This window comes from Pantoea sp. Cy-640 (assembly GCF_011752635.1).
Lineage (GTDB): Bacteria > Pseudomonadota > Gammaproteobacteria > Enterobacterales > Enterobacteriaceae > Pantoea > Pantoea dispersa.
Genome location: NZ_VWXB01000002.1, coordinates 463,803 through 482,398, shown reverse-complemented (window position 1 = coordinate 482,398; position 18,596 = coordinate 463,803). Strand labels below are relative to the sequence as shown.

Annotated in this window: 22 protein-coding genes; 9 read left to right on the top strand and 13 right to left on the bottom strand. The window is 58.3% G+C overall.

Annotation, left to right across the window (positions count from 1 at the left end; translation table 11 throughout):
- Window positions 1-35: 35 nt before the first annotated feature.
- A complete protein-coding gene (locus F3J36_RS24315) occupies window positions 36-167 on the top strand; it encodes a hypothetical protein (RefSeq protein WP_254919537.1) in 132 nt (43 codons plus the stop codon).
- Between the two features lie 29 nt (window positions 168-196).
- A complete protein-coding gene (locus F3J36_RS24310) occupies window positions 197-328 on the top strand; it encodes a hypothetical protein (RefSeq protein ID WP_256378228.1) in 132 nt (43 codons plus the stop codon).
- A 1-nt stretch (window position 329) separates the two neighbouring features.
- Here F3J36_RS24310 and F3J36_RS07760 read toward each other — a convergent pair whose 3' ends face one another.
- Window positions 330-1,262, bottom strand: a complete 933-nt coding sequence (locus tag F3J36_RS07760; RefSeq protein WP_058770362.1) for an AraC family transcriptional regulator — start codon at window positions 1,260-1,262, stop codon at window positions 330-332.
- 160 nt (window positions 1,263-1,422) lie between these two features.
- Between F3J36_RS07760 and F3J36_RS07755 the strand changes: the two genes are divergently transcribed.
- On the top strand, window positions 1,423-2,157 hold the full coding sequence (locus F3J36_RS07755) for an SDR family oxidoreductase (protein WP_088517432.1): 735 nt from the start codon (window positions 1,423-1,425) through the stop codon (window positions 2,155-2,157).
- A 79-nt stretch (window positions 2,158-2,236) separates the two neighbouring features.
- On the opposite strand, the gene corA is transcribed toward F3J36_RS07755, so the two are convergent.
- The 3 genes from corA to F3J36_RS07740 all read right to left on the bottom strand — a co-directional run bounded on the left by corA (window position 2,237) and on the right by F3J36_RS07740 (window position 4,286).
- Window positions 2,237-3,205, bottom strand: coding sequence for a magnesium/cobalt transporter CorA (gene corA / locus F3J36_RS07750; RefSeq protein WP_021508858.1), 969 nt, complete (start codon window positions 3,203-3,205; stop codon window positions 2,237-2,239).
- A gap of 96 nt (window positions 3,206-3,301) precedes the next feature.
- On the bottom strand, window positions 3,302-3,622 hold the full coding sequence (locus F3J36_RS07745) for an AzlD domain-containing protein (protein ID WP_021508856.1): 321 nt from the start codon (window positions 3,620-3,622) through the stop codon (window positions 3,302-3,304).
- Window positions 3,612-4,286, bottom strand: coding sequence for an AzlC family ABC transporter permease (locus tag F3J36_RS07740; protein ID WP_058758973.1), 675 nt, complete (start codon window positions 4,284-4,286; stop codon window positions 3,612-3,614). The genes F3J36_RS07745 and F3J36_RS07740 overlap by 11 nt, the downstream gene beginning before the upstream one ends.
- A gap of 102 nt (window positions 4,287-4,388) precedes the next feature.
- On the opposite strand from F3J36_RS07740, the gene F3J36_RS07735 reads away from it, so the two are divergent.
- The gene (locus tag F3J36_RS07735; protein ID WP_058758972.1) at window positions 4,389-4,937 is read left to right on the top strand and encodes a helix-turn-helix domain-containing protein; all 549 of its coding nucleotides are present in this window, start codon (window positions 4,389-4,391) and stop codon (window positions 4,935-4,937) included.
- A gap of 108 nt (window positions 4,938-5,045) precedes the next feature.
- Window positions 5,046-5,567: a GNAT family N-acetyltransferase gene (locus F3J36_RS07730; RefSeq protein ID WP_058776198.1), complete on the top strand. Its 522-nt coding sequence runs from the start codon at window positions 5,046-5,048 to the stop codon at window positions 5,565-5,567.
- Here the strand turns inward: F3J36_RS07730 and F3J36_RS07725 are convergent.
- The 4 genes from F3J36_RS07725 to F3J36_RS07710 are packed head-to-tail and all read right to left on the bottom strand — an operon-like array spanning window position 5,564 to window position 10,203.
- On the bottom strand, window positions 5,564-6,964 hold the full coding sequence (locus F3J36_RS07725) for an ABC transporter ATP-binding protein (protein WP_166719495.1): 1,401 nt from the start codon (window positions 6,962-6,964) through the stop codon (window positions 5,564-5,566). The two genes, F3J36_RS07730 and F3J36_RS07725, sit on opposite strands and share 4 nt — an antisense overlap.
- Window positions 6,964-7,740 (bottom strand): ABC transporter permease, encoded by a 777-nt coding sequence (locus F3J36_RS07720; RefSeq protein ID WP_081317665.1) that lies wholly within the window; start codon window positions 7,738-7,740, stop codon window positions 6,964-6,966. Before F3J36_RS07720 ends, F3J36_RS07725 begins: the two co-directional genes overlap by 1 nt.
- A 2-nt stretch (window positions 7,741-7,742) precedes the next feature.
- Entirely contained in the window at window positions 7,743-8,678 is a 936-nt protein-coding gene (locus F3J36_RS07715) for an ABC transporter permease (protein WP_166719376.1), read from the bottom strand.
- Window positions 8,671-10,203 (bottom strand): ABC transporter substrate-binding protein, encoded by a 1,533-nt coding sequence (locus F3J36_RS07710; protein ID WP_166719375.1) that lies wholly within the window; start codon window positions 10,201-10,203, stop codon window positions 8,671-8,673. The genes F3J36_RS07715 and F3J36_RS07710 overlap by 8 nt, the downstream gene beginning before the upstream one ends.
- Before the next feature lie 200 nt (window positions 10,204-10,403).
- On the opposite strand from F3J36_RS07710, the gene F3J36_RS07705 reads away from it, so the two are divergent.
- Complete coding sequence (locus F3J36_RS07705) at window positions 10,404-10,589, top strand: tautomerase family protein (protein WP_021508848.1); 186 nt, start codon at window positions 10,404-10,406, stop codon at window positions 10,587-10,589.
- A gap of 11 nt (window positions 10,590-10,600) precedes the next feature.
- On the opposite strand, the gene F3J36_RS07700 is transcribed toward F3J36_RS07705, so the two are convergent.
- From F3J36_RS07700 to F3J36_RS07685, 4 genes are all read right to left on the bottom strand, one after another.
- Window positions 10,601-11,359, bottom strand: a complete 759-nt coding sequence (locus F3J36_RS07700; RefSeq protein ID WP_166719374.1) for an ABC transporter ATP-binding protein — start codon at window positions 11,357-11,359, stop codon at window positions 10,601-10,603.
- Window positions 11,356-12,387 (bottom strand): iron ABC transporter permease, encoded by a 1,032-nt coding sequence (locus tag F3J36_RS07695; protein WP_166719373.1) that lies wholly within the window; start codon window positions 12,385-12,387, stop codon window positions 11,356-11,358. The genes F3J36_RS07700 and F3J36_RS07695 overlap by 4 nt, the downstream gene beginning before the upstream one ends.
- Window positions 12,384-13,400, bottom strand: a complete 1,017-nt coding sequence (locus tag F3J36_RS07690) for an ABC transporter substrate-binding protein (RefSeq protein ID WP_166719494.1) — start codon at window positions 13,398-13,400, stop codon at window positions 12,384-12,386. The genes F3J36_RS07695 and F3J36_RS07690 overlap by 4 nt, the downstream gene beginning before the upstream one ends.
- A gap of 242 nt (window positions 13,401-13,642) precedes the next feature.
- Window positions 13,643-14,452 carry an SDR family NAD(P)-dependent oxidoreductase gene (locus tag F3J36_RS07685; RefSeq protein ID WP_166719372.1) on the bottom strand — a complete coding sequence of 270 codons (810 nt, stop codon included), beginning with the start codon at window positions 14,450-14,452 and terminating at the stop codon, window positions 13,643-13,645.
- Window positions 14,453-14,482: 30 nt separating this feature from the next.
- On the opposite strand from F3J36_RS07685, the gene F3J36_RS07680 reads away from it, so the two are divergent.
- Entirely contained in the window at window positions 14,483-14,887 is a 405-nt protein-coding gene (locus F3J36_RS07680; protein ID WP_211072912.1) for a helix-turn-helix domain-containing protein, read from the top strand.
- Between the two features lie 82 nt (window positions 14,888-14,969).
- Here F3J36_RS07680 and F3J36_RS07675 read toward each other — a convergent pair whose 3' ends face one another.
- Window positions 14,970-15,377, bottom strand: coding sequence for a helix-turn-helix domain-containing protein (locus F3J36_RS07675; RefSeq protein WP_166719371.1), 408 nt, complete (start codon window positions 15,375-15,377; stop codon window positions 14,970-14,972).
- 84 nt (window positions 15,378-15,461) lie between these two features.
- Between F3J36_RS07675 and F3J36_RS07670 the strand changes: the two genes are divergently transcribed.
- Both F3J36_RS07670 and F3J36_RS07665 read left to right on the top strand, forming a co-directional pair.
- Entirely contained in the window at window positions 15,462-16,400 is a 939-nt protein-coding gene (locus tag F3J36_RS07670) for an aromatic alcohol reductase (protein WP_166719370.1), read from the top strand.
- 338 nt (window positions 16,401-16,738) lie between these two features.
- On the top strand, window positions 16,739-18,562 hold the full coding sequence (locus F3J36_RS07665; protein WP_166719369.1) for a methyl-accepting chemotaxis protein: 1,824 nt from the start codon (window positions 16,739-16,741) through the stop codon (window positions 18,560-18,562).
- Window positions 18,563-18,596: the final 34 nt, after the last annotated feature.

Here is an 18,596-nt window from a genome sequence, read left to right as displayed (position 1 = left end):
ATATTCCCGGTAAAACTTTCTGATTTGAGGTCGCTATGCCACTGCTTCTTCGTATGCGTCTGCACACGCTGCTGACTCCCGAACGCCATCTTGTCTGGCGTTTTCTGCTAACAGGTTGTGCATTTTTCTGGATTCTGCTGGTGGTTGCCGTGATGGGGCTGCGCTGATGAATTGCTGGCTGTTGTGAGGGATGATTATGCTATTAATGTTATCGCCGCGCCTCAGTGCGCTGCTGAATTTTTCCCGCCGGTTACTGTGCCAGCTGGCACTGGCTGCCAGCCTGCTGTTCTGGATTGGCGTGGTGGTGGCAATCGTCATCGCGTACTGAACTAATGTGCCTCTAGCCGCGCGGATAACTGTTCCGGCGGCAGCAGCGCAAATGCGCGTTTCATTACCCGCGCCTCGTCAGCCGGGGTGCGACCAAACATCCGCTTAAACTCCCGGTTAAACTGTGAATCACTTTCGTAACCAACGCGTGCGGCGGCACCGGCGGCGGTGAGATTATCGCGAATCATCATCAAACGCGCCTGATGCAGCCGCAAGGACTTGAGGTACTGAATCGGCGAGGTCTGCGTGACGCTTTTGAAATGCAGATGGAAGCGCGGAACGCTCATGCCCGCTTCGCTGGCCAGATGCGGCACATCCAGCGGCTGCTGCCAGTCAGCATGAATGCGCTGCAGCGCCCGCGCGATGCGGCCAAAATGCCCCTGATAGGTCAGCGCTGCGCGCACCGCACCGCCCTGCTCACCCAGCAACACACGAAAGCAAATCTCTTCTACCCGTGCCGGGCCTAAAACCTGCGCTTCCAGCGGATCGCTCAGCGCCTGCAACAGGCGCAGCGTGCTGTCCGCCAGCGTCTCATTTACCGGCGTCGAAATAATGCTGGCTGGTGTCTCCGCCAGCGGAATGTCTGCCGCTGCGACCTGCGTCACCAGGCGCGCCAGCGTGGCCGCATCCAGACGAATAGCCAGCCCCAGCAACGGTTCGGCGGAGGTCGCTTCAGTTTCAGCGGAGAACGGCAGCGGCACCGACAACACCAGATAGTGCTGTGCGTCGTAGCGATACATTTTGTCGGCAAGAAACGCCCGCTTCGAGCCCTGACAGATAATGATGATGCTCGGCTCATAAAGAACCGGCGTGCGCGCCCACTGCCGGTCGGCACGCATAAAGCGCACGCTGTCGAGCAGTGAGGCCGTGTAACCTTCCTGCGGTGCCAGCTGGCGCAGCAGCGCGCAGGTCTGCTGTTGTACGGTTTGCGACATAACGGGTTTCCGGTGAGAGGTTCAGGCAAAGCATAGCCAGGTTTCTTCCCTGCTCACAACGGTGACGAGAGAATCAGGCAATGATACGCCACAATCCGGTCTGTTCGCTTTAGCCGGCGTTTTCCACAATAGCCTCGTCAACCAACACGAGGAAACCATCATGGCTCATTCTAATGCGAAAGTGATTATTCTGACCGGTGCCAGCAGCGGCATCGGCGAAGCGATAGCGCGTCTGCTGGCCAGTCAGGGGCATAAACTGGTGCTGGGCGCGCGCCGTACCGATCGGCTGGCGATACTGTGTGATGAACTGCGTGCCAGCGGCGCGCAACTGGATTATCTGGCCACCGACGTAACGCAGCGAGCCGATACGCAGCAGCTGGCCGATTTTGCCCGCGATACATATGGTCGGGTTGATGTAATGATCAACAATGCCGGCGTTATGCCGCTGTCGCCGCTCAGTTCGCTGAAGGTGGATGAATGGGATCGTATGCTCGACGTCAACGTGCGTGGCGTACTGTACGGCATCGCTGCCGTGCTGCCAGTCATGGAATCGCAGCAAAGCGGCCATATCATCAATATCGCCTCGATTGGTGCGCTGGCGGTATCGCCGACGGCAGCGGTGTATTGCGCCACAAAATTCGCCGTTCGCGCCATTTCGGATGGCCTGCGTCAGGAATCGCGCCAGCTGCGGGTGACGGTCATTAATCCCGGCGTGGTGGAATCGGAACTGGCGGACACCATCACTGACGAGACCGCACGCGTGGCCATGCAGAGCTATCGTCAGATTGCGTTAAAACCCGAAGCCATTGCACAGGCGGTAAGCTGGGCCATTAATCAGCCTGGCGAAGTTGATGTCAATGAGATCACGGTGCGCCCTACTGCCAGCGCACATTAAGGCGGATTGGGCCTGGCGATTTCAGGCTGAAATCGCCCTGGCCTGCGCGTCTGGTGACAGCGCGCGCAGGCCATCACGCTTACAGCCAGCCCGCTTTTTTCAGCCGCCACCACATAACGAAACAGATCACCAGCGTGACCGCCAGTGCCGCCGGATAGCCAAAGTGGCTGTGCAGCTCTGGCATGTCTGAGAAGTTCATACCATACATACTGAAGATGATGGTCGGCACAATCAGGATTGCCCCCCAGCCGGCCAGCTTTTTATTCACCTCACTCTGCTGTACCGAGACCAGCGCCAGATTCACCTGCATGGCGCTGGCCAGCGTTTCGCGCATGTCTTCGGCGTCAATCATTACGTGGTGCGCGTGATCCTGCACGTCGCGCAGATAGGCGCGCAGATTTTTCGGGATGATATCTTCATGGAAGCGCACCAGCTGCGGGCAGATTTCCGTCACCGGCATTGCCGCATTGCGCAACGACAGCAGCTGACGCCGCAAATGGTAAACATTTTCCAGCGTGACGCTGTCAAAGCGGGTGGTGAACATGCCGTCTTCCAGGTCAGCAATACGTTCACTCAGCGATTCGGTGATTTTGCTGTAGTTGTCGACGATAAAATCGAGGATGCAGTAGAGCGCATAGCCGGGTCCCTGGCACAGCATGGCATGGTTTTTCTCGGCTTTGGCGCGAATCGCTTTATAGCCCTCAACCGAACCGTGGCGCACGGTAATCAGAAAATTTTTACCGAGGAAAAAGTGGGTTTCGCCAAAGCTGATGCGCTGGCGATCTTCCATGTGTGCGGTTTTCACCACGATAAATACCGACTCGCCGTACTGCTCAATCTTGGGCCGCTGATGCGCCACCAGCGCATCCTCAATCGCCAGCTCATGCAGGCTAAACTCCTCCTGCAGCGTTTGCATGAACGCCGGATCGGGTTGATACAGGCCAAGCCAGACGAACGATTTTTCCTCTTTCAGCACTTCGCTGATTTGATCGACTTCGACATGCTCTTCGCGTTTGCCGTGGCGATACACCACGCAGTTAATCACCATTTTCGCGTTGTCCTTGTTGTACTCACTATCCCTAATCATAGCTGCAAAGCAGGTGCCAGTGCGCCGTCATCTTTGCGCCGGTCGTCTCGCCCCCGCTTACGGCACGCCAAAATAGCGCAGCAGCGCCGTCATTACCGCCGCACCGATGATTACCAGTATCAATGGCGCGCGACGCCAGGCGAGAAACACCGCGAACAACACGCCGGTCAGTCGTGCGACGCCGGCAAAATCGGTGCCCTCAAACAGCGCGGTGGTGACAGCGACAGCCAGCAGCAGCACCGTTGCCGCGTCGGACAGCATGTTGCGCACACGTTCCGACATGTGCATCCGGCTGCCCAGCCGGTAACCGGCAAAGCGAATCGCATACGTGCCTGCAGCCAGCAGCGCGATGCCGGCAATCACTAAACTATTTTGCATCTTTGCGTTCCCGCCAGCTCAGCAAACCGAGTAAAGAAAACAGCACCGGCATACCTGCTGGCACAAAAGGCGTTGCCAGTACGGACAGCAGCGCACCGAGGGTGGCCGGAATGCGCGTGCGACGCTGGCGCAGCGCCGGGAAAATCAGCGCGATCAGGATGGCCGGAAACACCGCGTCCAGCCCAATCGCCGACACATCAGGAATAAAGCGCCCAATCACCGCACCGGCAATCACCGTGAGCGGCCAGATGGCAAAAATACCCAGTCCGCAAACCCAGTAAGCCGCCCGACGCTGCGCCAGCTTCGGCTGTGAAATACCGAACACCACGCTCTCGTCATTCATGATATGGCAGCCCAGCAGGCTGCGTCCGCCCTGCCCGACCAGGTCTTTCACCGCAATGCCAAACGGCAGATGACGTGCGTTGACCAGTAAACCAGCAGCGGCAGCGGTTAGCGGACTGCCGCCGCCTGCCACGATGCCAATAAACAAAAACTCGGACGCCCCCGCCAGCACCAGCGTCGAGAGCGCAATCGGCACCCAGAGCGGAAAACCGTCGGCAGCGGCAAGAGAACCATAGGAAAGGCCAACGATGCCGTCGGCCAGACAAACAAGGAAGATCGCTTTCAATACGCCGCGATCAAGCGGTACGGCACCCAGACGCATCACAATTTGATCTCATAACGAACAAGAAAGACGTTATAATGAACGCACCGTACGTGTTTTACAAGATGAACAAAACGTTCGATATAAAGAACAGGAGTAATTGTGACCCCGCCCATTGCTATCATTGCCGCCGGACTGGTGCGCGAACGCCAGCGTGCCGGACTTTCGCTGACGGAAGTGGCGCGCCGCGCTGGAATCGCCAAGTCAACGCTGTCGCAGCTGGAGGCAGGCAACGGTAACCCCAGCATTGAGACGTTATGGTCACTGTGTGTGGCGCTGAATATTCCATTTGCACGGCTGATGGAGCCGGAAGTGAAAAAGATGCAGGTGATTCGGCGTGGCGAAGGCATGGTGGTGTCAGCAGAGTTAGCAGACTTTCAGGCCGCGCTACTGGCCAGCTGTCCGCCGGGCGGCCGCCGCGATCTATACTTGATTACCAGCCAGCCCGGCGCACCGCGCGCGTCAAAACCGCATCCACCGGGTTCAGTCGAACACATCATCCTGGCACGCGGCCGCGCGCGGGTTGGCCTGATGGAAGCGCCGGTCGAACTGTTCCCAGGCGATTATATTTGTTATCCCGCCGATGAACCGCACATCTTCGAGGCGCTCGAGGCCGATACCATGGCGGTACAGTTGTCAGAGCAGAATTAAAGAAATTTCGCGGCGCCTGACTATCACAATTTCCTATGACTAATGCGGATGATTGCGCTGCGGCGCGGTGGCATGCTGTCAGCATCATTGGCAGAACAGCAGGAACATATGGACATTATTCCCGCGCAGCCGCATCACGCGGCGGCGATTCAGAAGATCTACGCCTGGCACGTGCTGCACGGCACCGCAACCTTCGAAACGGAACCGCCGGCGGAGAGTGAAATGCTGCGGCGCATTAATGACGTGCATGAGCGCGGCGGTTACTGGCTGGTGGCTGAGGAGCAGGATCAGGTGCTGGGTTACTGCTATCTCGCGCCGTATCGTCCGCGTTACGCCTACCGCTTCACGCTGGAAGACTCTATTTATCTCGACCCGCAGCAAACCGGACGCGGTATCGGTAAGGCGCTGCTGCAAAAAGCGGTGGCGCTGGCCGAAGCCGCTGGCTTTCGCCAGATCATCGCGATTATTGGTGACAGCGCCAACCAGGGCTCGCTGGGAGTACACCGGGCGCTCGGTTTTGAGCACACCGGCGTAATGAAATCGGTGGGTTACAAACATGGCCGCTGGCTGGACACCGTAGTAATGCAGCGGAGTCTCGGGCCCGGTGACAGCCAGCCGCCCGATCGCTAAGCCGCTTCCATGGCGATCACCCGATGCGTGCCTTTCTCCAGCAGATCGCGGTCATGACTCACCAGCAGCACCGCGCACTGCTGCTCACGCGCCAGTTCCGCGATCAACTGCCATGTTTGCTGCTGCACCAGCGGATCGAGGCGTGACGTCGGCTCATCGGCAAACAGAAATACCGGCCGCAGCAGCATCACCCGCAGCAGCGCGAAGCGCTGCAGTTCGCCGCCGGAGAGCGCCTCTGGTCGCCGCGTCAGCAGCACGGGATGCAAGGCCAGCCGCGCCATGAGCGCATCGCGCTGTGCCGGCGGGAGAGCGTGACGCCGCAGCACATCGTTGATGCTTTGCCCCAGCGTGCGCTGCGGCGGAAACAGCGCGGAAGGATCCTGATAGATTTTCTGATATTTCAGCGCATCGGAATCAGCGTGGTGCGTTACGCGGCCCTGCTGCGGCGCGAGCAACCCTAACAGCACGTCGCCGAAGCTGCTTTTGCCGCTGCCGCTGGCACCGTGCAGGCCAACGATTTCACCGGCGTGCAGCGTGAAATCGCGTGGCACACCCAGCCTTTTGCCCCCGCGCGCCAGCACAATGTCCTGGACGCTGATCACCGGCCTGGCACCGATCACCGTTTGTTGTCGGGCGGGCCAGACGGCCGGATCGGCAGCCAGCAGCGCGCGCGTGTAAGGCTGCTGCGGTAACTGCAACACCTGCTGCGCCGGGCCCTGTTCAATCACGCTGCCTTTATTTATCACCAGCACGTCGCCACCCAGCTGGCGTGCCAGGGCGATGTCATGGGTGATGGTCAACAGCATGCCGCCGTCGGCCACTTCACGCTGTAACAGCTGGCTGACTTCATCGCGGCGCGCCACATCCAGCCCTTTAGTCGGCTCATCGGCAATCAGAATCTGCGCGCCACCGGCACGGGCTGCCGCAAACGCGGCGCGCTGTGCCATGCCGCCGGAAAGCTGCCACGGATAACGCCGTGCCGCCGCGGCCAGACCAAGCTGCTGCAGATCCTGCTGCGCCGCTGCAGCGCTGGCGGCAGGCGGCAAACCGCGCACGAAACGATGCCCTTCCGCCACCTGTTGCTGAATCGCCATGGTCGGATCGAGCGACAACCACGGCTCCTGCGGCAGCGAAGCCAGCGTATTGCCCCACAGCCGACGCAGCTGCGCCGTATCCTGCGGCAGCTGAAAGTGTCTGCCGTTGATCATCAACTCACCGCTGGCCTGCAGCGACGGCGGCAATATCCCCATGATCGCCTGCGCCAGCAGACTTTTCCCCGATCCGGTTTCGCCGAGCAGCGTCAGCGGCCGACCGGGTTGTAGCCGCACATCCACCGGTTCAACCAGTGTTTCAGTCGCTGTGGCAACGCTCAGCCCGGTGATCTGTAATCCCTTCATCATCGCTCCTTTTTCATCAGCAGATTGAGGCTGATCAACAGTAAAAACAGTGCGGCTACCGGCTGCATCAGTAGCCACGGCGCTTCCCACGCAAACGGCAGCAGTTCGGTCATCATCAGGCCCAGCTCCGGCGTGGGCGGACGCACGCCAACGCTGATAAAACCGAGCGCCGACACCGCCATGATGGCGCTGCTGAAAGAGAACAAGGTCAGCGTCAGCAGCACCGGTGCCAGCGCAGGCCACAGATGATGACGAAAACGATACCAGGCAGAGAATCCGAGCAGTTTGCTGGCCTGCATACCGGGCGCCTGCACAATTGGCCGCAGCGTGGCACGCGTGACGCGGAAAAATTCCACCCACAGCACCAGCGAAATGCCCAGCCACAGCATCTGCGGCGCGTCTGGCGCAATGGCGGCCAGCAGCAGTACCAGCAGCAATCCCGGCAGCGCGAGGCACATATCGCCGACGATGCTCAGTAATCGCTCCGGCCAGCCACCGTATAGCGCACTGAGCACACCGGTGAACACGCCCGCTATCAGCGCACTGATCACGCACAGGGCTGCCAGCCCGAGTGACAGACGCAGCGCGGCGCTGAGGCGCGTTAACATATCGCGACCGAGATGGTCGAAACCGAGCAAATGGCTGCGGTTGGGCGTCTGCAACATTTGCAGCAAATCCTGCTGTAGCGGATCGCCGTGCTGAATCAGCGGCAGCACAAACGCGTAAGCCAGCAGCGCCACCAGCAGTACCAGACCCACCCAGCGTGAAAACGTCATCTTCATGCGCGCGCCCCCCGGGGATCGATCAGACGACAACCGGCATCCACCAGCATGTTCAGCAGGACAAACAGCAGGCCGAGCGTCATGGCACTGGCCTGAATTACCGGCACGTCACGCGCAAAAATGGCGTGCACCAGAGCGTGACCAATTCCCGGCCACGCAAACAGGGTTTCCACCACCACCACGCCTTCCACCAGCCAGACAAACTGCATGCCAAACCACGTCAGCACCGGCGCGCTCAGATTACGCAGGCCGTGACGCAGCAGCAGGCGCGCGGGTGCCAGTCCTTTTTGCGCTCCCCAGCGATAGTAGCCGGACGACACCACCTGCCAGGTGGCTTCGCGCACCACGCGCACGCCGACGGCCGTCAGCGACAGTGCCAGCGTCAGTGCCGGCAACAGGAAATGGCGCAGCTCGCCGTGACCGGCGCTCGGCAGCCAGTCGAGTTGTAGCGCGAGCAGCAGGATCAGCAGCATGCCGAGTGCAAAATGTGGCACCGATTTCAGCAAGGCGGTCAGCCAGAACAGCGCACGGTCGAGCCGCCCGTTGGCGTGGCAACCGGCCCAGATGCCGAGCGGCAGCGTCAGCAGTAACGCCAGCAGCAGCGAGACGCCCGCCAGCGCCAGCGTCTGGCCCAGTTGCCAGCGCAGCTCATCCATCACCGGCTCACCGGAAACCAGCGAGCGGCCAAAGTTAAACTGCAGCAGATCGAAGAGCCAGTGCAGCAGCGCACTGCCGCCGCTAAGCGCTCCATCCAGCTCCTGCTGTACCCGCGCCACCGCGTCGGCATCGACGCGATCGTAACCATAGCGCCCCGAGGCGATGCGCCACGCCATGTCGCCCGGCAGCGCCTGCACCAGCAGCCAGGTCAGTAATCCTACCGCCAGCACCACGAACAGCGCCTGCGCCATGCGCCAGCTGAGTTGTTTAATCATGGCTCCCCCAATGCATCTGGCGCAGGCCGAAGTGGCGTTCAAACGGATCGAGTTTGACGCCCTGCAGCTGGCTGTTAACCGCCGCCGACTGCTGATACCAGGCCAGCGGAATCACCGGCAGTTCCTGTTGCAGCGCGCGGGTGATGACGCTGCGCGCCCCGGCGCGGGCTGCGCCATCGGTGGATTGCGTCAGCGTGTGGAGCGCCGCGTCGAAGCCTGCCGCATGCCAGTTCATCGCCCCCCAGTCACCGCCGTGGGTGCCATAATCCTGCAGCAGCGTTCCGGTCGGATCGGGCGTCAGGGCAAAATTGCGCGCAAACAGCGCCAGCTGCAGACGGTTGTTGTGGTGCTGCGCCGGGATCTCGCTGGCGTTGGTCGCATTAATTCGCACGTCTATGCCAACCTGACGCAGCTGCTGCTGAATCACCATCGCCATCAGCGGCAGCTCAGGGCGATCGGGATAGGTCAGCAGCGTCAGGCTAAAGCGCTGGCCGTTGCGCGTCAGTACGCCATCCGCGCCGCGTTGCCAGCCGGCCGACTGTAATAACTGAGCAGCCTGCTGCGGTTGATAGTGCAGCGGCGTGAGTGCCGGGTTGTGCCACTCTGCCATGTTAGGGGGAAACAGCTGGCTGGCTGCGCCCGGATAACGCAGCACCGCCTGCGCCAGCGCGTTGCGATCGATCGCCATGCTAATCGCCTCACGCACCGGCTGTTCCGCCAGCAGCGGATCGGCCAGATTTAGCTTCAGCATCAACGTGCGCGGCACCGGAATCGCCGGGATGTGCAGCGACGCTTTGCGTGCCAGCCGCTGCCGGCTGGCGGCATCAAGGTTAAACACGTAATCTGCATCACCGCTTTCTGCCAGCAGCGCACGGGTTTCCGCGCGGCCGGTCGCCAGATAGCTGGCGGCGGCAATCGCCGGTTTCTCGCCCCAGTAATCCGCGAAGCGCGCCACCGTCAGCGACTGCGGCGGCTGGAAGGAAGTAAGCTTAAACGGTCCGCTGCCAATAATGCGCGTGATGTTGCCCTGCGCATCCCAGCTGGCCAGTGCGAGGATTTGCGAGCGGCTTTCCGCCAGGACTGACAGCAGCGGCGTGAAGGGTTCACGCAGCGTGATGGTGACAAGCTGCCCTGCCCCGCTGATGTCGGCGATTGGCGTTTTGTCCAGTAAGCCCGCTTTGCCGCGTGCGGTGTTGAGTGATTTCACCACGGCAACCGCATCCAGCAGCGAGCCATCGTGAAAATGCACGCCGTCGCGCAGCTGGAACTGCCAGCGCAGCCCATCGTCAGAGACCTGCCAGCGCTGCGCCAGCGCCGCCACCGGCTCACCGCGTTCGTTCACTTCTACCAGCGTTTCAACCACATCCATGCGCAACAGAATGTCGCCGGAGAGCGCCGGATCGCTGCCTTTAATTTCAAACGGTGCGGCAATCCGCACCGGTTTTTCGGGTGTGCTCGCCGCCACAACGGCGCAGGAAGCCAGGCCGAGCGCCGCAGCGATCAGCAAATTTTGCATTGATTTCATTAAATTTTCCGAATAAACCGTTACACTATCATCGAGTCAATTACGTTATAACATAACAATTCACACTTTAACACACGGTGATTGCAGGGAATTCGTCAGGCGCTTGTTGCCTTTTAACCGTCGCGACAGGTTAACGCTGCGCGCGGCAGCCTGGCTGAGGTATGCTTGAGAAGAACTCTAACCCGTGAGGAAACACCGTTATGCCAGAGATTGTCGTTTATGCTGCGGAAGGCCGTAGCGTTGAGCAGAAGAAAAAGTTACTCAAAGCCATCACCCAGGCGGTGGTGGATTCGTTTGAGATCGATGCTGATGTGGTCACCGTGTCGATTATCGAAACGCCGAAGCATCATAAATCTAAAGGCGGCGTGCCGTTCGACGAGCGTTAAGATCAGCCTGTTCAGGCGTACTGAATATTCATGGAGCCGCGCTCGCTACGGTTGACGATGGCCTCGACCTGCCACGTCCGCTGAATCAGGGCAGGCGTCAGCACGGCGGCGGGCTCACCGCTCGCCACCACTTGCCCGTGCTGCAGCACCACCAGATGCTGGCAAAATTTTGCCGCCAGATTCAGGTCGTGCAGGGCCACAATCACCGTGACCGGCAGTGCGGCAATCAGCCGCATCAGCTCAAGCTGAAACTGAATATCCAGATGGTTAATCGGCTCATCCAGCAACAGAATATCCGGCTGCTGCGCGAGCGCACGCGCGATCTGGCAGCGCTGGCGTTCACCACCGGACAGCCGCTGCCACGACCGCCCGGCCAGCGCATCCAGTTTCATCAGCGACAGCGCGTGCTGCACCGCCGTTTCATCTGCCATCCGCCACGGGCTGAACGCGTTGCGATGCGGTGCCCGCCCCAGACGCACGATGTCGCTGACGCACATCTCAGCTTCCATTTCGGCATGCTGCGGCACGAAGGCCAGCGTACGGGCACGCTGCCGCCGGCTGAGTTGGTTCAGCCGCGTGCCGCCCATCTCCAGCCCGTTATAAGCACAGGGCTGAACGCCCGCCAGCGCACGGATGAGCGTCGATTTGCCCGAGCCATTAGGGCCGAGCAACCCGACCGTTTGTCCCCGCTGCGCCGCAAAACTGATGTCAGATAACACGCTGCGCGCCTGTAGCGTCACGCTCAGTTTATCCACCGCGACATACTTCATGATTTCTCCCGGTTGCGATACAGAATCAGGGCGAACACCGGAGCGCCGACTAGCGCCGTCACTACGCCTATCGGCAGCACCTGATGGGTGATTAACGTGCGCGATATCAGGTCGGCAATCACCATGAAATGGCAGCCGCCCAGGAATGCCAGCGGGATCGTCACCAGATGACGCTGCCCGGCAATCATGCGGGTGATATGCGGGATCACCAGCCCGACAAAACCGACCGCACCAATCGCGCTGACGATCACCGCCGTCACTAACGCAGTGGTCAGCAGTAATACGATGCGCACCGCTGAAACCTGCGTGCCCAGCGTTGCGGAAACTTCCGCGCCAAACGAGAAGGTATCCAGCGCGCGCGCATGGTAGAGCACAGTCAGCAGACCGGCGAGGGTTACGGCAAAACACAGTAATGCATCTGCCCAGCGCACGCCGCTCAGGCTGCCGAGCAGCCAGAACATCACGCCGCGCGACTGCTCAGCATTGGCCGCCGTGCTGACAATATAGGCGGTCAGCGCATTAAATAATTGCGTTCCGGCAATACCGGCCAGAATGATGCGCGCGGTGTTTTCCCGCATGCCGCCGGAGAGCAGAACAATCAGCATAAATGCAAGACAGGCACCGCCAAACGCGCCGGCACCGGTGGTGATGGCCCCGCCGCCGATGCCAAGCAGCATCACGCACACCGCGCCGGTTGATGCGCCGGCGGAAATCCCCAGCAGATAGGGGTCGGCCAGCGAATTGCGCAGCAACGACTGCAACACCAGCCCACACAGCGCCAGCCCGCCGCCGCTGCTCGCCGCCATCAGCGCGCGGCTCATGCGGTATTGCCAGACGATGCCGGCTTCCAGCGCCGGCAGGTCGTAATGCGTGATGCCAAGCCCATTGGTGATGGCCTGCGCGGTCAGGGTAAAATTGATCGCGACATCGCCGGTCGCCGCGGCCAGCGTCATCATCACCGGCAGGCTGAGCGCGCCCGCAGCAATCAGCAGGCCGGTGCGCCAGTAACAGGCAGCATGAGCGCTCATCGGGCAGGTGCGAAAGCAGCGATCTGCTGACCGATCAGCTCTACAGCTTCCACATTGCGCAACGAGGGATTCAGTGACATGGCCGGTACCACCACAATGTGGCCGTTTTTCACCGCTGGCATTTCACGCGTCACCGGATCGCTTTGCAGAAAGTGTTTTTTAACCGCGACGTCATCGGCGGGATAGAGCCGCCGCGCCATGCTGGCAATAACGATGATGTCCGGCTGTGCGGAGGCAATGTGCTCCCACGTGACCGCCGGCCACTCTTCGTCTGAATCGATAATGTTAGTCAGACCGAGCGTCTGGCTGATCCAGCCCGGTGCCCCTTTATTGCCGGCGACCCAGGGATCGCCTTTCAGGCGCGGGCTGGAAAACCAGTAAACCACCTTCAGTGGCGCTGACGGTGATTTGTGCAGCTGCTGCTGAACCTGTGCTATACGAGCGGCCAGCTGCTGTTTGAGCGCTTCGCCACGCGCCGGCACATCAAAAATGCGCGCCAGCGCGCTGATTTCCGCAAAGATCAACTCGATCCCATACGGTGTGGTGCGTGCACCGTCGCTATTGGACGTGGTGGTGACGACTTTGCCGATGCAGTCGGCAGGCGAAATCCAGGTTCGGATGCCGAGCTGTTCAAACTGTTCACGCGTGGCGACTTCACCCTGCGGCCCGACGTGCCAGCTGTACTGCGCCAGCACCAGTTCCGGGCGCTGCGCCACCACCGCTTCAAAGCCTGGGGCGTTATCGGCCAGCCGTTTAAGCTGGCTGCCCTGCCCTTGCAAATCGGCGGGCAGCGCGCCAAACCACACCGAGGTTGCGGCAATTTTATCTGCCAGACCGAGCGACAACAGCAGTTCCGTTTCATGCTGGCCAACGGTGACGACGCGCGCAGGCGGATGAGCGAAGGTCTCTTTGACACCGCAGTTATCAACGGTGAGCGGATAGTTACTGGCATTAGCATTGAATACAGGAAGCGACAGCAGCGCCGCAATAAGCAGAGAGAGCGAGTTTTTCATCATGGTACTTTCATTGTTACGTTATAACATAACAATATGCATGACCAGACGTGGACTGTCAATAAACAGGATTGGGCATACCGACCGGGACTGCGCGCATCATGAAGAGGATGACGTTAGGGTATGAGCAGGGCTGCAACAGCAGCCCGCCCAGTTCTGATAATTAAATCGGCTCTGATGATGTCATCGAATGAAGTAGTAGCTGAAACAGAGATTTTATTCAGGATGTTGTGCGGCTGGCTTTAAAGTCCGGGCCACATACCGCCATCAAGCCTTAAATTTGAACCCGTTATGTAACCCGACAACGGGCTGGCCAGAAAGGTGATGGCGTCCGCTATTTCTTTGAGCGTCCCTACGCGCGCCATGGGCACATTGGCATACAGGGGCAATACGGCCTGTTCAATATCTTCCCATGGCGCGTCAGCTGAAAGCCCTGCATCTTTGGCCGTTTGACGAAATGCTTTTTCGAGGCTTGCACTATGAATAGTACCCGGTGAGAGAGTATTTACGGTTACACCATCGTGTGCGACCGCTTTTGCCAGCGATGAGGTCATGGCAATAATCCCTGCTTTAGCAGCAGCATAATCCGGACGCCTGGCGGGAGGCATCAACGCTGCCAGGCTCGAAATATTAATGATTCTGCCCCATTTTTGTTCACGCATCCCAGGAAGAAAAAGATTAATGACACGTAAGGCTGAAAGGACGTTTTTATCATACCCAGCCGCCCAGGTTTCTGGCAAAGAAGACGTCCAGTCCTCTGGGGGGCCGGAGCCACACGCATTATTAACAACAATATCAACGGATTGTACAAGCGAACAGACTTGCTGATAAAGCAGTTGAATATCTGCCTCACGGGTTAAATCTCCCGTTACTGCGTACGCTTGTCCACCTTGCTTTATGATATCGCTGGCGATATTTTCAGCTTTAGCCGGATCCCGGCCATGTATAATAACGCGGGTGCCTTCAGCGGCAAGCCCTCTGGCTACCGCTTCTCCAATACCTTCGGTGCTACCCGTTATCAGAGCAATTTTGCCGTCGAGTTTCAGATCCATTACTGTTCTCCAGAATACGTGAAAAATCCATTGGAAAATAAACTGATGAATGAATCAATTACGCACCTGAAAGTGCCTGTAGGCGATGATGAGAAAACACGTTGTCTCGGACCAGAAGGTTCGGTCGCTTATGTCACGCAATGTTTAACTATTATTTCCGGCAGATGGACACTGCAAATTTTATTCAGATTATTTGCGGAGCCTGCGATGCGTCACTCGCAATTCATGAAGAGTATGCCGGAGATATCACATAAAGTCCTGACTCAACATCTGCGCAAGCTTGAACGTGATGGGCTGATAACCCGCACTGATTTTGGTGAACAGCCCCCGCGTGTTGAATACGCACTCACGCATGCAGGCCATAATCTGATGCCCGTGCTGCTCTCAATGCGTGAATTCTCACGAGACAACCTGTCAAAACCGGGACAGGATTAATAGTGCAAAAAAATTGCACTATTGGCAGCAGGGAAATAATCACACATCCTCAGTAAGGTCGTCATCATGCTATTTAATGCCATTACTGATGAGGAGTATCAAACGTAATTCTGCTTTGCTTAAAATAGTCGGCCGACGAAATAATCCACGCCCAGAGCGGCATCATTTTCATCATCATTTCTTCGCCCGCGTCCGTGGCCGTATAGACGACACGCGGTACTTTTTCCTGATAATCACAACGGGAAATAAGGCCGTCACGCTCAAGCGTACGCAGTGTGCGCGTCAGCATTCGTTGTGTGACACCATGCAGTAAACGACCCATTTCTGCATGGCGCAACGGTCCATGGGTGGCCAGAATATGCAATATACCCAGCGACCAGCGATTGCCGGCGTGTGAAAGAATTTCACGCTTTAATGCTTCATCATCGTGACTCAACGCCTCACAAAATTGTCTGGAAAACTGCAGCAGGGCTTCGCGATTAGGTTCCATCTCTCCTCCGGTATCACGGGTGTACCTGATTGAATCAGGGTTTGTCCGCTGTCAGGATGACGGATATAACCTAAGGAGACAAGCATGCTACCCGTTGATCAACATGTCGAAAATATTCTTATCCTCGGCGCAGGAGAATTAGGCATGGCGGTGTTAAACGCCATGGCTAAAAAAGTGCAGCAGCATCCTCTGATTAAAATAAGTGTATTACTCAGAAGCGAGGCTGCGCATGCCACGTCCGGCCCACTTAAAACCCGGCTGGATGCGCTGCAAAAGCTAAATATCACCGTGGCGGAAGGCGACCTGCAGAAAAATAGCCTGAGCGAACTCTCAGCATTATTTCGTTCTTATGATGCCATCATTAATTGCAGTGGTTTTGTCGGCGGGCCGGGAACGCAGCTCAGAATCACCCAGGCCGTGCTCAAGGCGGGTGTCGCCCGCTATTTTCCCTGGCAGTTTGGCGTGGATTATGACGTTATCGGCAAAGAGAGTGGGCAACCGGTGTGGGATGAGCAGCTTGAAGTGCGCCACCTGCTGCGCGCCCAAAGCAACACTGACTGGGTAATTGTTTCGACCGGTATTTTTACCAGCTATCTGTTTGAACCCGATTTTGGCGTGATCGATGCCGGGAATAAAACGGTTTATGCCCTCGGTGACTGGAACTATGCCCTGACACTCACCACGCCAGACGACATCGGGCAGCTGACAGCCGATATCTTCTTTCATCAGCCCGCTTTTCAGAACGACATTGTTTATATCGCTGGCGATACGCTGACTTACGCAGAGCTGGCTGACCTGATGCAATCTCACTGGCAAAGCGCGGTCAGGCGAGTATTACTTAGCCGGGAAAGGCTAAGGGAAGATGCAGAGCGTCATTCCCATGACACTGGCGCGGCCTACCGGCTGGCCTTTGCCCGTCCGGACGGTGTGGCCTGGCCTAAACAGGAGTCGTTTAACTACCGCGAGCACATTGCCACCACCAGCGCCGCTCAGTGGCTGACGAACCAGCCAGCGGATTCCTGAGGATTTCAGGCGTAGCAGAATGTCCTCAGGCGCAACGCCTGGCCTGAGGGCTATCGAGCCCTTCGCCTGAAATCCCGGCGCTTTGACAAACCGGCAGGTTGCGTCAATACTTTCCCCCGCACCGCTATCCGCCAAAATCAGTACCAGTATAAAACAGAAAACCCGAGCTCCACGCCTGCCCTACCGTTGCAGCCCTTCCCCAAGCATAGCTCATCTAATAAATTTAGGTGATTATATGTTTTTTAATTATTTTAATTGAAATTAATCATCTCCCTGCCGATAACGCCATTGCCATCAGGCAAAAGCGTGGACAACAACAACCAGGGAGATTCACCTTAATGAACAAAATACGTGTTTTTTTGGAAGATATCAGAGTCAGCAGAAAACTCATGCTCGGGTTTGGTGTGCTGCTTATCCTCAGCATTGCTGTAGCTTCCTGTGGCATCAAAAACCTGCACGACATCGCGGAACGTGCGGAAAAACTCAGCCAGTTGAAAGGCATCAACGATCAGTTCGCGCAGGCTAAAGATGCCCGCCTGCAATACGTAAAAACCCACGATGAAAAATTCATTGCCGACAACGAATCGCGACTGCAGGCGATTGAGGACAGTATCAACCAGCTGAAAACCTGGCAATGGGATAGCGCGCAGACCGCGCTGATTGCCTCTCTGCCGGCTGCGATGAACCTTTATCGTCAGCATCGTGCAGAAACGGTGAACGAAGTGCATAAGCGCCAGAGCATTCTGCAGGCGCTGCGCTTCAGTGACGAAACCACGGCGGTTGCCGCGCTGGCCAGAAACTACGTCAGCACACAGCAGGATACGGCAACCGCGCTCAATGAAATCGCTAAATATCTGAATGGTATCAGTATTCGTGTAAAGCTGATGGCGCTGGACAACAGTGAAGAAAACCGTCTGGCTTTGTCAGGCTTTATAGCTGAAACGATTCAACTCATTGACCAGGCACGACCACGCCTGAGCGCTGATGACAGCAACGCGCTGGATAAAATTGCCGTAACGCTGGCGACGAGACGCGACAGCGTGCAGGACTACAACGCCTCCGCGGAAGAAGAAGTGGAAGCGACCCGCCAGCTTGCCATCGCGGGCCTGCATCTGACTAATACCAGTAATCGATTATTTACCCAGCAGCTGGCCGCCACGCACCAGGATATCGCCCGGGCAATCCTGTGGATGTCGCTGATCCTGGCAGCGGCTGTGGTAATCAGCATTCTGATTGCGGTGTTTATCACCCGGCAGATTACCCGTCCTTTAGCGGTAACACTGAACGTCGCGCGGCAGATTGCACAGGGAGATTTGAGCGTACAGCTGCACACTTCGCGTAAGGACGAACTGGGCGAGCTGATGCAGGCGGTCGGTGAGATGAGCAACGATCTGCGCGGCATCATTGGTAACATTCGCAGCGGCGTGATGCAGGTCAGCCACGCTTCCGCAGAAATTGCCGCAGGCAATAACGATCTTTCCGCCCGCACCGAGGAGCAGGCGGCCGCGCTGGAGCAGACGGCAGCCAGCATGGAGCAGTTGACCGCTACCGTGAAGCAGAACGTGGAAAACATTCATCACTCCAGCGAACTGGCGCGTGCCACTTCGGAGAAGGCCAATCAGGGCGGCTCGCTGGTCAAAGGCGTGGTTGAAACCATGGACCAGATCAGCGCCAGCTCCGGCAAAATCGCCGAAATCACCACCGTCATTAACAGCATTGCTTTCCAGACCAATATTCTGGCGTTGAACGCAGCAGTAGAAGCAGCGCGCGCCGGTGAGCAGGGACGCGGCTTTGCCGTGGTCGCCAGTGAGGTGCGCAGTCTGGCGCAGCGCAGCGCTCAGGCGGCCAAAGAGATCGAAACCCTGATTGGCGAATCGGTGGCGCGTATCAGCAGTGGTTCACAGCTGGTGGGTCAGGCCGGTAAAACCATGGATGAAATTGTGCATTCCGTTGGCAACGTAACCAGCATCCTCGCCGAAATCGCGCAGGCATCCGATGAACAGAATCGCGGCATTTCGCAGGTCGGCGTCGCTATCGTTCAGATGGACAGCGTGACGCAGCAGAACGCCGCGCTGGTGCAGGAATCATCGGCCGCCGCCAGCGCACTGCGCGATCAGGCGTCGACTCTGGAAGGCTCAGTCGCGCGTTTCGTGGTGCAGTAAGCGGATTTTCATTGACAGAGAGAGCGGGCAGGAT

Bases quoted from the DNA above. Each gene is read 5' to 3' on its own strand.
- F3J36_RS07755 (WP_088517432.1), top strand. From the start codon at position 1,423: ATGGCTCATTCTAATGCGAAAGTGATTATTCTGACCGGTGCCAGCAGC.
- F3J36_RS07740 (WP_058758973.1), bottom strand. From the start codon at position 4,286: ATGCGTCTGGGTGCCGTACCGCTTGATCGCGGCGTATTGAAAGCGATC.
- F3J36_RS07690 (WP_166719494.1), bottom strand. From the start codon at position 13,400: ATGAAAAACTCGCTCTCTCTGCTTATTGCGGCGCTGCTGTCGCTTCCT.
- F3J36_RS07730 (WP_058776198.1), top strand. From the start codon at position 5,046: ATGGACATTATTCCCGCGCAGCCGCATCACGCGGCGGCGATTCAGAAG.
- F3J36_RS07725 (WP_166719495.1), bottom strand. From the start codon at position 6,964: ATGAAGGGATTACAGATCACCGGGCTGAGCGTTGCCACAGCGACTGAA.
- F3J36_RS07720 (WP_081317665.1), bottom strand. From the start codon at position 7,740: ATGACGTTTTCACGCTGGGTGGGTCTGGTACTGCTGGTGGCGCTGCTG.
- F3J36_RS07685 (WP_166719372.1), bottom strand. From the start codon at position 14,452: ATGGATCTGAAACTCGACGGCAAAATTGCTCTGATAACGGGTAGCACC.
- F3J36_RS07675 (WP_166719371.1), bottom strand. From the start codon at position 15,377: ATGGAACCTAATCGCGAAGCCCTGCTGCAGTTTTCCAGACAATTTTGT.
- F3J36_RS07700 (WP_166719374.1), bottom strand. From the start codon at position 11,359: ATGAAGTATGTCGCGGTGGATAAACTGAGCGTGACGCTACAGGCGCGC.
- F3J36_RS07715 (WP_166719376.1), bottom strand. From the start codon at position 8,678: ATGATTAAACAACTCAGCTGGCGCATGGCGCAGGCGCTGTTCGTGGTG.
- F3J36_RS07760 (WP_058770362.1), bottom strand. From the start codon at position 1,262: ATGTCGCAAACCGTACAACAGCAGACCTGCGCGCTGCTGCGCCAGCTG.
- corA (WP_021508858.1), bottom strand. From the start codon at position 3,205: ATGGTGATTAACTGCGTGGTGTATCGCCACGGCAAACGCGAAGAGCAT.
- F3J36_RS07670 (WP_166719370.1), top strand. From the start codon at position 15,462: ATGCTACCCGTTGATCAACATGTCGAAAATATTCTTATCCTCGGCGCA.
- F3J36_RS07705 (WP_021508848.1), top strand. From the start codon at position 10,404: ATGCCAGAGATTGTCGTTTATGCTGCGGAAGGCCGTAGCGTTGAGCAG.
- F3J36_RS07745 (WP_021508856.1), bottom strand. From the start codon at position 3,622: ATGCAAAATAGTTTAGTGATTGCCGGCATCGCGCTGCTGGCTGCAGGC.
- F3J36_RS24310 (WP_256378228.1), top strand. From the start codon at position 197: ATGCTATTAATGTTATCGCCGCGCCTCAGTGCGCTGCTGAATTTTTCC.
- F3J36_RS07710 (WP_166719375.1), bottom strand. From the start codon at position 10,203: ATGAAATCAATGCAAAATTTGCTGATCGCTGCGGCGCTCGGCCTGGCT.
- F3J36_RS24315 (WP_254919537.1), top strand. From the start codon at position 36: ATGCCACTGCTTCTTCGTATGCGTCTGCACACGCTGCTGACTCCCGAA.
- F3J36_RS07665 (WP_166719369.1), top strand. From the start codon at position 16,739: ATGAACAAAATACGTGTTTTTTTGGAAGATATCAGAGTCAGCAGAAAA.
- F3J36_RS07695 (WP_166719373.1), bottom strand. From the start codon at position 12,387: ATGAGCGCTCATGCTGCCTGTTACTGGCGCACCGGCCTGCTGATTGCT.